The sequence below is a fragment of the Neoroseomonas rubea genome (genome assembly GCF_016106015.1).
In the GTDB taxonomy this organism is placed as follows: Bacteria; Pseudomonadota; Alphaproteobacteria; order Acetobacterales; family Acetobacteraceae; genus Neoroseomonas; species Neoroseomonas rubea.
Genome location: NZ_JACADQ010000023.1, coordinates 18,914 through 30,249, shown reverse-complemented (window position 1 = coordinate 30,249; position 11,336 = coordinate 18,914). Strand labels below are relative to the sequence as shown.

8 protein-coding genes are annotated in these 11,336 nt (G+C 70.8%); 4 read left to right on the top strand and 4 right to left on the bottom strand.

Translation table 11 applies throughout. The features are described 5' to 3' along the window. Positions 1 to 218: hypothetical protein (locus tag HW577_RS04815; protein ID WP_198374931.1), on the top strand; the 218-nt coding region annotated here is incomplete at its 5' end. A 182-nt stretch (positions 219 to 400) separates the two neighbouring features. Here the strand turns inward: HW577_RS04815 and HW577_RS04810 are convergent. Together HW577_RS04810 and HW577_RS04805 are read right to left on the bottom strand one after the other, a co-directional pair. After that, a complete protein-coding gene (locus HW577_RS04810; RefSeq protein WP_198374930.1) occupies positions 401 to 1,990 on the bottom strand; it encodes a pentapeptide repeat-containing protein in 1,590 nt (529 codons plus the stop codon). A 104-nt stretch (positions 1,991 to 2,094) separates the two neighbouring features. Then, positions 2,095 to 2,313, bottom strand: coding sequence for a DUF3126 family protein (locus HW577_RS04805; RefSeq protein WP_198371244.1), 219 nt, complete (start codon positions 2,311 to 2,313; stop codon positions 2,095 to 2,097). A 98-nt stretch (positions 2,314 to 2,411) separates the two neighbouring features. Between HW577_RS04805 and dnaG the strand changes: the two genes are divergently transcribed. From dnaG to HW577_RS04790, 3 genes are all read left to right on the top strand, one after another. Further along, positions 2,412 to 4,211 (top strand): DNA primase, encoded by a 1,800-nt coding sequence (gene dnaG / locus HW577_RS04800; RefSeq protein WP_198374929.1) that lies wholly within the window; start codon positions 2,412 to 2,414, stop codon positions 4,209 to 4,211. Positions 4,212 to 4,282: 71 nt separating this feature from the next. Next, the gene (gene rpoD, locus HW577_RS04795) at positions 4,283 to 6,205 is read left to right on the top strand and encodes an RNA polymerase sigma factor RpoD (protein WP_198374928.1); all 1,923 of its coding nucleotides are present in this window, start codon (positions 4,283 to 4,285) and stop codon (positions 6,203 to 6,205) included. A gap of 193 nt (positions 6,206 to 6,398) precedes the next feature. Next, positions 6,399 to 6,965 (top strand): GNAT family N-acetyltransferase, encoded by a 567-nt coding sequence (locus tag HW577_RS04790; protein WP_408639520.1) that lies wholly within the window; start codon positions 6,399 to 6,401, stop codon positions 6,963 to 6,965. Positions 6,966 to 7,031: 66 nt separating this feature from the next. Here the strand turns inward: HW577_RS04790 and HW577_RS04785 are convergent, their stop codons facing one another. Both HW577_RS04785 and HW577_RS04780 read right to left on the bottom strand, forming a co-directional pair. After that, positions 7,032 to 9,092: a protein-disulfide reductase DsbD family protein gene (locus HW577_RS04785; protein WP_198374926.1), complete on the bottom strand. Its 2,061-nt coding sequence runs from the start codon at positions 9,090 to 9,092 to the stop codon at positions 7,032 to 7,034. A 104-nt stretch (positions 9,093 to 9,196) separates the two neighbouring features. After that, positions 9,197 to 11,320, bottom strand: a complete 2,124-nt coding sequence (locus HW577_RS04780) for a sodium-translocating pyrophosphatase (protein WP_198374925.1) — start codon at positions 11,318 to 11,320, stop codon at positions 9,197 to 9,199. Positions 11,321 to 11,336: the final 16 nt, after the last annotated feature.

The window sequence follows — 11,336 nt, the reverse complement described above, 5'->3', positions numbered from 1 at the left end:
AGGCGGTGGAGGCGCGGGCGAGCGCGCCGGCCGACCCGGCCCGGCTGCCGCCCGGCGCGCGCGTGACGGTGATCCATGAGGCGGCCGATCCGCGCCATGTCCGCGACGCGGCGGGCTTCGATGCCGAGCCGCGCCTGACCCCCTGGATCCTGGGCGCCCTGGGGCTGCTGCTGGCCGCGGGCACCGTGCTGTTCGTGGCGCGGCCGCCGCCGGGCTGAGGGGCGGGACCCGCCGGACGGCCAGGAGGTTCGCCGCGGCCGGGGCGCGACCCCCGGCCAAGGCCTTATGCTATCCGCGCATGGGACGGAGGGCATTCAGCCACGTGCGTGGCGGGCGGCCGCCCCGCCGGCCCCGCGCGATACCCTTCGTAGGTAAGGTCGAAGCCTCGCGCGCCGGATGCTCAGAAGATCGTCCCCGTCAGGTCCGCCCCCGTCAGGTCGGCGCCGATCAGCGACGCACCGGTGAAGTCTGCGTTGATCAGCACCGCGTCCTTGAAGATCGATAGGTCGGCCGCCGCACCGGTCAGGCCGGCATCGATGAAGATGCCGCTCGTGAAGTCGGCCCCGGTCAGGTCCGACCCGGTGAAGTCGGTCTTGCTGAGGTCGGCGCTGACGAAGCGCGCATCGCGGAAATCGCCGCCCACCAGCAGCGAGTCGATGAAGGATGCGCTGGTGAAGTCGGCCCCCACCGCCGAGACGCCGGTCAGGTCCGCCTTCGAGAGGATGGCGTCGAACACCAGCGCCGCGTCCAGATGCGCACCGATCAGGTCGGCATCGATGAAGCTCGCGCTGACCAGCCGGGCGCCGTCCGTATCCTCATCCGCGCCATCCCCGAACAGCGCGCCGGAGACGTTCGCGAAGATGAAGGTCGCGCCCGTCAGGTCGGCGTCGCGGAAATCCGTGCCGAGGAAGGTGGAGACGTCGAGCCGCGCGTCGCTGAGGTCCGCGCCGGTGAAGATCGTCGTCGCGTCGCCGGACGCCAGCCCGAGATCGACCCCGGCGAGGTTCGCGCCGGCGAAGACCGCGCCGGCCAGGATCGCCTCCGTCAGGATCGCCCCGGTCAGGTCGGCCCCGGTGAAGTCCGCCCCGGTCAGGTCGGCGCCGTTGAAGTTCGCGCCCGCCAGTTTCGCGCCGCGGAAATCCGCGCCCGTCAGGTCGGCATCCTCGAAGAAGGATCCGATCGCCTCGACATTCGTGAACAGCGCCCCGGCGAGGTTGCTGTCGGCGAAGTTCACGCCGTTCGCCTTGGTCTGGTTGTTCTCGTCATAGGCCCGGAAATCGGCGCCGGCGAAGTTGCTGTCCTCGGCCGAGAAGCCGGTCAGGTCGGCGCCGCGGAAGCTGAGATTCGTCGTGCTCGCCCCGTTCGCCGGTGATGTGTCCGTCCAGGACATGTCGACCATGATGGCGAGGTCGAAGATGGCGCCGAAGATGTCGGCATCCGTCCAGCCGACATTCGTCAGGTCCGCCCCCGTGAAGTCGGTGCCGACGACGAGCACGCCCTCGAGGTTCGTCTCGATCATCTTCGCGCCGCGGAAGCTCGCCCCCGTCAGGTCCGCGCCGGCGAGGCTCGCCATGGTGAGGTCAGCCCCGTCGAAGATGGCATTGGCCAGCTTCGCGCCGGTCGCGCCATCCCCGCTGAGGTTTGCCATGACCAGGATGGCGTCGGTCAGGTTCGCGCCGGTGAGGTCGATGGCGAAGGTGCTGAGCTCGGTCATGTCCGCGCCGGCGAGGTTCGCGCCGGCCAGCGTCACGTTCTGCAGCGACGCGCCCTTGAAGCTGGCGAGCGAAAAGGCGCCGCCGCCATCGGAGAAATCCGCCCCGGCGGCGTTGACGTTGATCCAGACCGAATTCTCGAAGTTCCCGCCCTGGATGTCCGCATTGGTGAAGCGGACATTGGTCAGGACGCTGTCCTGGAAGGTCGAGCCGTTCAGATCGCGGTTGGTGAAGTTGCGTCCCGTCAGGACGCGGCCGTCGAAGTTGAGCGCCGCCATGATGATCTCCCGGTTGGCGCAGGTGAAACGCCATCCGGAAGCCATCTCATCCGGTCACGAACCAGCTTCTGTCGTGATGTCCGGCCGCCTCCCGGGGGGGGGCCTCAGTTCGGCATTTCGAGGTCTTCGGACAGCACCACGATCTGCACGGCGTAGGACACCTCGCCATCCTCCGCGTCGCGGTGGATGGTGCCGATGAACTCGTCGCCCACCTTCAGCTCGGTGGAGCCGCCCTTGCGCTCCGGTGCCGTCACGGCGATCCGGTTGTTGCCGAAAAGGCGACGGAGATGCGCCTGCACGGCGGCGCGTTCGGCCGGGGTCATGTCTGTCGGTCGTCCCTGTCAGGAAAGGGGCGCTGGATAGACCCCGCGCGGCAGGGGTGCAAATCCGGGGCGGCAGGGGCAATCTCTGTCGCCCACCCATGGCCCTTCCCCCCGCCTTCCTCGACGAGCTCCGCGCCCGCACGCCGCTGCCCTCGCTGATCGGGCGGAAGACGCGGCTCGCCAAGTCGGGCCGCAACTGGAAGGGCTGCTGCCCCTTCCATGGCGAGAAGACGCCGTCCTTCTACGTCTATGACGACCATTTCCACTGCTTCGGCTGCGGCGCGCATGGCGATGCCATCAGCTTCGTCATGCGCAGCGAAGGCGCGGCCTTCCCCGAGGCCGTGGAGCGCCTCGCCGCCGAGGCCGGGCTGGAGGTACCGAAACCCAGCCCGCAGGAGGCGGCGCGCGAACGCCGCGCGCGCGACCTGCACGGCGTCATGGAAGCGGCGGCCGAGGCCTATCACCGGCGCCTGTTCCTGCCCGAGGGCCGCGCCGCGCTCGACTACCTGCTGCGCCGGGGGCTTAGGGAGGAGACGATCCGCGCCTTCATGCTGGGCTGGGCGCCGGCCGGGCGCGGCGCGCTGATGGCCGATTTGCGGCCGGAGGGCGTGACCGAGGACCAGGCGATCGAGGCCGGCCTGCTGCGGGAAGGCGAGGCCGGCGATCCGCCGCGGGACTTCTTCTTCGCCCGGGTGATGTTCCCCATCCGCGACCGGCGCGGCCGCGTCATCGCCTTCGGCGGGCGCATCCTGGGCGACGGCCAGCCGAAATACGTCAACAGCCCGGAGACGCCGCTGTTCCGCAAGCGGATGGGGCTCTACGGCCTGGACCTCGCGCGCGAAGGCGCCTTCCGCGGCGCCCCGGTCGTCGCGGTCGAGGGCTACATGGACGTCATCGCCCTGCATCAGGCGGGCTTCACCGGCGCGGTCGCGCCACTTGGCACGGCGCTGACGGCCGAGCAGCTGGAGGAGCTGTGGCGGCTCTCGCCCGAGCCCGTGCTGTGCTTCGACGGCGACGCGGCCGGGGCGCGCGCCGCGGCGCGGGCGGCCGAAGCGGCGCTGCCGCTCGTTTCGACCGACCGCACGCTACGCCTGGCCACCCTGCCGGCGGGGGAGGATCCGGACACGCTGACCGCGCGCGGGGGGGCCGCCGCCTTCCAGGCCGTGCTCGATGCCGCGCGGCCCCTGTCGGAGGCGCTGTTCGGCCTGATCGCCGAAGGCCGCCCGGCGGCGACGCCCGAACAGCGCGCCGCGCTGCGCAACCGGCTGACCGGCGCGGCGGGGGCGATCGCCGACAAGGCGCTGGGCGCGGAATACCGGCGCATCCTGCTCGACCGCTTCTTCGCTGCCACGCGGCAGGGGCAGGGCGGGCGGCCACAGCCCGTCCGCCGGCCACCCCGCCCGGCCATCCTGCCCGCCCCGATCCGGGCCGAGCGCGCCCGGATGCTGCTGGCCGTCATCCTCCGCCACCCTTGGTTGCTGGCGCAGGTGGAGGAGGCGCTCGGGCTGCTGGACCTGCCGGATGGGCCGCCCGCGCAGCTTCGGGCCGCGATTCTCGCATGGCATCCCAGGGCCGAACGGGTTGACTCCGAGGACCTGATCGCCCACCTGAAACTCAGCGGATGGGAAGATGCCGTGGCCTGGGCTTTGTCGCCGGCCGGCCTGCCCCTTGCGGCGCGGGCCGAGGCCCTGCCCGGGGAGGTCGAGGAAGGCTTCTGGCATTTCTTCCTCCGCCTGCGCGGCGAGGCGGAATTGATCGAGGACCAGCAGGAAGCTCAGCGGATGCTGGCGGAGACGAACGATCCCGCCGCGCAACGCCGCCTGATCCTGCTGTCGGAGGCGCTCGACGCCGTCCGGCGCGGGGAAGCGGCCGCGGGGGCATCCGGCGACGCCGCATAGGGTAGAGGCACTTTTTCTCGGGCATCCGGCACCCCCGGATGCCCGAAACCGTTGGACGGAGCGGATACGGCATGGCGAGCAAGTCGGCGGCAGGGGCTGAGACGGTCGAGACGCGGGACGAGCAGGTCGAGGGCCTGCTGCTCGACACCCAGTCCGCCGCCGTCAAGAAGCTGATCGCCCGCGGCAAGGAGCGTGGCTACGTCACCGTCGACGAGCTGAACGCGGTCCTGCCCTCCGAACAGGTTTCCTCGGAGATGATCGAGGACACCATGGCGATGCTGAGCGAGGCCGGCATCAACGTGGTCGAGGCCGAGGAGACCGAGGACGGCGAGGCGGTGGCCAAGCCCGCCGCCAAGGCCGAGGACGGGGAAGAAGAGGAATCCGGCGGCAACGTCGACGAGGAAAGCCTCGGCCGCACCGACGACCCGGTCCGGATGTACCTGCGCGAGATGGGGAGCGTCGAGCTGCTCTCCCGCGAGGGCGAGATCGCGATCGCCAAGCGCATCGAGGCCGGCCGCGACATGATGATCGGCGGGCTCTGCGAGAGCCCGCTGACCTTCCAGGCCATCCTGCGCTGGCATGAGGCCGTGAAGGCGACCCCGCCGCGGATGCTGCTGCGCGACGTGATCGACCTGGAAGCGACGCAGACCGCCGGCAACCCCGACGGGGCGCCGGCCGAGGCGGCCGAGGAGGAGTTCGAGGAAGGCGAGGAAGGGGAGGGCATGGGCCTCTCGCTCTCCGCGCTCGAGGAGAAGCTGAAGCCCGAGGTGCTCGCGACCTTCGAGCAGATCGAGGGCCTGTACGGCAAGCTCGCGAAGCTCTCGAACAAGCGCATGGAGGCCTATACCTCCGGCGAGGAACTGGCCGGGCGCGGCGAGAAGAACTACGAGAAGCAGCGCCGCGAGCTGATCTCCCTCGTCGAGAAGGTGCATCTCCACAACAACCGCATCGAGGAGCTGGTCGACCAGCTCAAGGGCCTGAACCGCAAGCTGACGGTGCTCGAGGGCCAGGTCCTGCGGCTGGCGGAAAGCCAGAAGGTCAAGCGCGAGGATTTCCTCACGCATTGGCGTGGCGCCGAGCTCGACCCGGCCTGGATCGAGCGCGTCGGCGCCTTGCCGGCCAAGGGCTGGAAGGCCTTCGTGCTCAAGCACGCCGATGAGGTCGAGCAGATCCGCTCCCGCATCGCGGAAGTCGCGAACACGACGGGCATGCCCATCGCCGAGTTCAAGCGCGTCTATTCGACCGTGTCGCGCGGCGAGCGTGACATGACCCAGGCGAAGAAGGAGATGATCGAGGCCAACCTCCGCCTCGTGATCTCCATCGCCAAGAAGTACACGAACCGCGGCCTGCAGTTCCTGGACCTGATCCAGGAAGGCAACATCGGCCTGATGAAGGCGGTGGACAAGTTCGAGTACCGCCGCGGCTACAAGTTCAGCACCTACGCGACCTGGTGGATCCGCCAGGCGATCACGCGGTCCATCGCCGACCAGGCGCGCACCATCCGCATTCCTGTGCACATGATCGAGACGATCAACAAGCTGGTGCGCACCTCACGCCAGATGCTGCACGAGATCGGCCGCGAGCCGCAGCCGGAGGAACTCGCCGAGAAGCTCGGGATGCCGCTCGAGAAAGTTCGGAAAGTGCTGAAGATCGCCAAGGAGCCGATCAGCCTCGAGACGCCGATCGGCGACGAGGAGGACAGCCACCTGGGCGACTTCATCGAGGACAAGAACGCGGTCATCCCGCTCGACGCCGCGATCCAGTCCAATTTGCGCGAGGCGACGACGCGCGTGCTGGCCTCGCTCACGCCGCGCGAGGAACGCGTGCTGCGCATGCGCTTCGGCATCGGCATGAACACCGACCACACGCTCGAGGAAGTGGGCCAGCAGTTCAATGTGACGCGCGAGCGCATCCGCCAGATCGAGGCCAAGGCGCTGCGCAAGCTGAAGCACCCGTCGCGGTCGCGGAAGCTGCGGTCCTTCCTCGACAACTGAGTCCCTTGGCGCGAGGCCCGCGGCCTTGTGCCAGGGGCCCCGCGCGCGGGGCTGGCGGGGCGGGCGCGCGCCAGACAAAAGGCTGAATGCCGGCGGCACGAAGGGAGTGCCTTCGTACCGCCGCCATGAAGGTTGACCGGCGCCCCGCCGCGCCGCGAGACTCGCGCGGCGGGAGGAGGCGGCAGGCATGGCGATGACGATCGCTGATCAGGTGCAGGAGGTGACGGTGGACGTCACCTTCCTTCGCATGGAGGCGCCGCCCGCCGACCCGCCGCGGCCGCTGCCCGAGGGCGTTCGCGTGGAGCAGGCGCTGCACTGCTCCGTGCCCTTCTACCGCTACCTCTATGACACCGTGGGCGAGCCCTGGCTCTGGTGGATGCGCCGCACCGCCAGCGACGCGGAACTCGCCGCGCTGCTGGCGCTGCCCGCGATCTCGATCCACGTGCTGATGAAGGATGGCGAGCCGGCGGGGTTCTACGAACTCGACCGCCGGCACCCGCAGGCGGTGAACCTGGCCTATTTCGGGCTGATGCCCTGGGCGATCGGCACCGGGATCGGCCGCGCCTTCCTCGGCCACGCGGTCGATGCGGCCTGGGCGGCGGGGCGGGGGGCGGTGACGGTCAACACCTGCACGGCGGACCATCCGCGGGCGCTGCCCGCCTATGTCGCGGCCGGCTTCCAGCGGCTGCGGACGGTGCGGGAGGTCTGGCCGGTGCCGCTGCGGCTCGGGCTGCGCGTGCCGGCGCATCTGGCGCGCTGACCGCCGGGGGGAGGCGCCCGGCGCGCGGGACGGGCAGGGGGCTCGCCGGGATGACCGCGGCGGCGGTCAGGAGGTCTGCCCAGGCGCGGCGATCGCCTGCAGCACGATCCCTTCCGTCAGGATCTGCGGCAGCACCACCGGCGCGCCGCCGCCCGCGGGATAGAACAGGTAGAGCGGCACGCCGTCCCGCTGATGCGCCCGCAGCAGGGCCGTGATCGCCGCATCCCCGCGCGTCCAGTCCCCCACAAGATAGGCGATGTTGCGATCGGCGAAGGCGCGCTGCACGCCCTCGGTCGCCAGCGCCATGCGCTCGTTCACCTTGCAGGTGATGCACCAAGCGGCGGTCAGGTTGACGAAAACCGGCCGTCCCTCGGCGCGCAGGTCGGCGACGCGGGACTCCGACCAGGGCTCGTGCCCCGCTTCCGCACCCCGCGCGACGGCCGGTGTCGCCCCCTGCACCAGCGGCAGCAGCGCCAGCGCCCCGACCAGCGCCACCGCGCCGGCCAGCCGCCCGAGCCTTCCGCCCGAGCCTTGCGCGATGCCCCAGGCCCAGGCGCCGAAGCCGATCAGCACGCCGCCCGCCAGCACCATCAGCACGGCCGACGGGCCGGCCTGTTCCGCCAGCACCCAGACCAGCCAGGCGGCCGCGCCATACATCGGGAAGGCGAGGCCCTGCTTCAGCCGGTCCATCCAGGCGCCTGGCCGCGGCAGCAGCCGCGCGAGCCCCGGCGCGATGCCGAGCAGTGCATAGGGCAGCGCCATGCCGAGGCCGAGCGCGCCGAAGACCGCCAGCGCCTCCATCGTACCCATGGCCAGCGCCGCGCCGATCGCCGCCGCCATGAAGGGCGCGGTGCAGGGGGTGGCGACCAGCACGGCCAGCGCGCCGGTGAAGAAGGACCCCGCATGCCCGCCCTTCGCCGCGAGCGACCCCCCCGCCGCGACCGGCCCGCCCATGGCGAAGACGCCCGACAGGTTAAGCCCGACCCCCAGCATCAGCCAGGCCATGCCGGCGACGAAGGCGGGGGAGGTGAACTGGAAACCCCAGCCTGCGATGCCCCCCGCGGCCCTGAGGCCGACGAGCAGCCCGCCCAGGGCGAGGAAGGAGAGCACCACGCCGGCCGTGTAGGACGCCGCATGCGCCCGGATCGCCCCCTGTGCCGCGCCGGAGAGCCGGGCGATGGCGACCGCCTTCATGGCGAGGATCGGGAAGACGCAGGGCATCAGGTTCAGGATCAGCCCGCCGAGCAGCGCGAAGACCGCCGCCTGCCACAGAGGCAGCCCGCCCGCGGCGGCGGCCGGCATCGGCCCGGGCTCGGCCGATATCAGGTAGGCCCCGCGCAGCCCGGCGGCGTCGGTGATGGCGAGGATGCCGTCCAGCCGCGCCGGGACCGCCTGCGCATGGCCGCGCGCGAGGGCCAGCGTCAGCGCGCCGTCGCGGACGCCGAGCGCCTGCGGCGCCGCATTGTCCAGCAGCCCGGCCTCGACCGGGAAGAAGAAGGCGTCCCGCACCGCGCCGGGGGCGATGCCGGGGCCCGAGACCTCGATCGCGCCGCGCCGCCCCTCGAAGCCGAGGCGGACGGCGAAGGGGGCGGGGCGCGCCTCGGCCGCCTCGGCCGCCGCGAACAGCATGGTGTTGGCCGGGCGCGCCGTCGCCTCGACCGGGATGTCGAGGCGGAAGGCGCCTTCCTCCGGGATGCAGACGCTTTCGCAGACGAGCCAGGTCGCATCGGCGGTGACGGTGAAGGTCTCGCCCGGGCGGAGCGTGGCGGGCGGCGTGACGGGGATGATGAAGACCGGCTCGCCCTCATAGCCGAAATTCACCAGCGGGCCGAAGGGGATGCGCTGTGGCGCCGGGAAGCGCATCGGCGCGGCGGCAGCCCCTTCGGGCAGGGTCAGCGTGACCTCCGGCGCCTGGCCGGCATCGCCCGGATTGATCCAGTAGGTGTGCCAGCCGGGGGCGAGGCGCTGGCGCAGCGCGAGGCGGAAGGGCTGGCCCGGGGCGATGGCCGCTTGGTCGGCGAGGATGGTGACGGTCGCGCGCGGGGACGTGACGGGCGCGGATTCGACGGCGAGCGCCGGGGGCGCGTGGGCCAGAAGGCCGGCCAGGATCATGAGCACCCGCAGCATGGCCTCAATGAAGGCGCGGCGGGGCAGGAAGGCAAGGGTTTCGACGCGAAAGGGGCCGGCGGATCGCTCCGCCGGCCCCCAAAGGTTCGCGCTGAGGCGGAGCCTCAGCTATGCGCCAGCATCGCCAGCAGCAGCAGCGCCACGATGTTGGTGATCTTGATCATCGGGTTCACGGCCGGACCGGCCGTGTCCTTGTACGGGTCGCCGACGGTGTCACCGGTGACGGCGGCCTTGTGGGCATCGCTGCCCTTGCCGCCATGGTGGCCGTCCTCGATGTACTTCTTCGCGTTGTCCCAGGCGCCGCCGCCCGTGGTCATGGACACCGCGACGAAGAAGCCCGTGACGATCACGCCCAGCAACATCGCGCCCAGCGCCTCGAAGGCCGCGGCCTTCCCGCCGATGGCGAGGATGCCGAAGTAGACCACGATCGGGGAGAGCACGGGCAGCAGCGAGGGGATGATCATCTCCTTGATCGCCGCCTTGGTCAGCATGTCCACCGCGCGGCCGTAATCCGGCTTCTCGGTGCCCTGCATGATGCCCGGCTTTTCCTTGAACTGGCGCCGGACCTCCTCGACCACGCTCATCGCCGCGCGACCCACTGCCGTCATCGCCATGCCGCCGAACAGGTAGGGCAGCATGCCGCCGAACAGCAGGCCGACGACGACATAGGGGTTGGACAGCGAGAAGGTCAGCGCGCCCATGCCCTGGAAGTACGGGTACTGGGTCGCGTTCGCCGCGAAATACGCGAGGTCCTGCGTATAGGCGGCGAACAGCACCACCGCGCCGAGCGCGGCCGAGCCGATCGCATAGCCCTTCGTCACCGCCTTGGTGGTGTTGCCGACGGCATCCAGCGCATCCGTCGTCTGGCGGATTTCCTTGGGCAGGCCGGCCATCTCGGCGATGCCGCCGGCATTGTCCGTGACCGGGCCGAAGGCATCGAGGGCCACGACCATGCCCGCCAGCGCGAGCATCGTCGTCACCGCGATGGCGATGCCGTACAGCCCCGCGAGGCCATAGGCGATCAGCACGCCGAAGATGATCACCAGCGCCGGCAGGGCGGTGGATTCCATCGACACGGCAAGCCCGCGGATCACGTTCGTGCCGTGCCCCGTCACCGAGGATTCCGCGATCGCCTTCACGGGGCGGAAGTTCGTGCCCGTGTAGTACTCGGTGATCCAGATGATCAGCCCGGTGACCGCGAGGCCGACCACGCCGCAGAGGAACAGCGAGAAGGCGCCGAAGGAGGCGCCGGCCGCCGTCGCCGTGCCGAAGCCGAAGATGATGTAGGACAGCGGCAGCAGCGCGATCAGGGACAGCACGCCCGTGACCGCGAAGCCGCGATACATCGCCCCCATGATGTTGTTGCTCGCGGGCAGCTTCACGAAGTAGGTGCCCGCGATGGAGGTCACGACGCAGACCGCGCCGATCGCCAGCGGGAAGATCATCCCCGCCTTGAGGTAGTCCGTGCCCGCGAAGGCGATGGCGGCCAGCACCATCGTCGCGACCATGGTCACGGCATAGGTCTCGAACAAGTCGGCCGCCATGCCGGCGCAGTCGCCCACGTTGTCGCCGACATTGTCCGCGATGGTGGCCGGGTTGCGGGGGTCGTCCTCGGGGATGCCGGCTTCCACCTTGCCGACCATGTCGCCGCCGACATCCGCACCCTTGGTGAAGATGCCGCCGCCCAGGCGCGCGAAGATGGAGATGAGGGAGGCGCCGAAGCCGAGCGCCACCAGCGCGTCGATCACCGTGCGGTCATTGGGCTCGAGCCCGCCGATCACCGTGAGCAGGAAGAAGTAGACCGCGACGCCGAGCAGCGCGCCGCCGGCGACCAGCATGCCCGTGATCGCGCCCGACTTGAACGCGACGTCGAGGCCGCCGGCCAGCGATCCGATCGCCGCCTGCGCCGTGCGCAGGTTGGCGCGGACCGAGACGTTCATGCCGATGAAGCCCGCCACGCCCGACAGCACCGCGCCGAGCAGGAAGCCGATCGCGACCGTGAGGCCGAGCCGCCAGGCCACCAGCACGAACAGCACCGCGCCGACGATGGCGATGGTGGTGTACTGGCGCTTGAGGTAGGCGGACGCCCCTTCCTGGATCGCCTTGGCGATCTCCTGCATGCGCTCATTGCCAGGATCGCGCGACAGCACGTCCTTCGCGGTGACGACGCCATAGGCGATGGACAACGCCCCGAGCGCGATCACGATGATCAGCCAGACGGTCAGCAAGGTGTGGACTCCCCCA

Excerpts from the sequence above, each read along its gene's own strand:
- HW577_RS04810 (WP_198374930.1), bottom strand. The coding sequence starts at position 1,990 with ATGGCGGCGCTCAACTTCGACGGCCGCGTCCTGACGGGACGCAACTTC.
- HW577_RS04805 (WP_198371244.1), bottom strand. The coding sequence starts at position 2,313 with ATGACCCCGGCCGAACGCGCCGCCGTGCAGGCGCATCTCCGTCGCCTT.
- dnaG (WP_198374929.1), top strand. The coding sequence starts at position 2,412 with ATGGCCCTTCCCCCCGCCTTCCTCGACGAGCTCCGCGCCCGCACGCCG.
- rpoD (WP_198374928.1), top strand. The coding sequence starts at position 4,283 with ATGGCGAGCAAGTCGGCGGCAGGGGCTGAGACGGTCGAGACGCGGGAC.
- HW577_RS04790 (WP_408639520.1), top strand. The coding sequence starts at position 6,399 with ATGACGATCGCTGATCAGGTGCAGGAGGTGACGGTGGACGTCACCTTC.
- HW577_RS04785 (WP_198374926.1), bottom strand. The coding sequence starts at position 9,092 with ATGCTGCGGGTGCTCATGATCCTGGCCGGCCTTCTGGCCCACGCGCCC.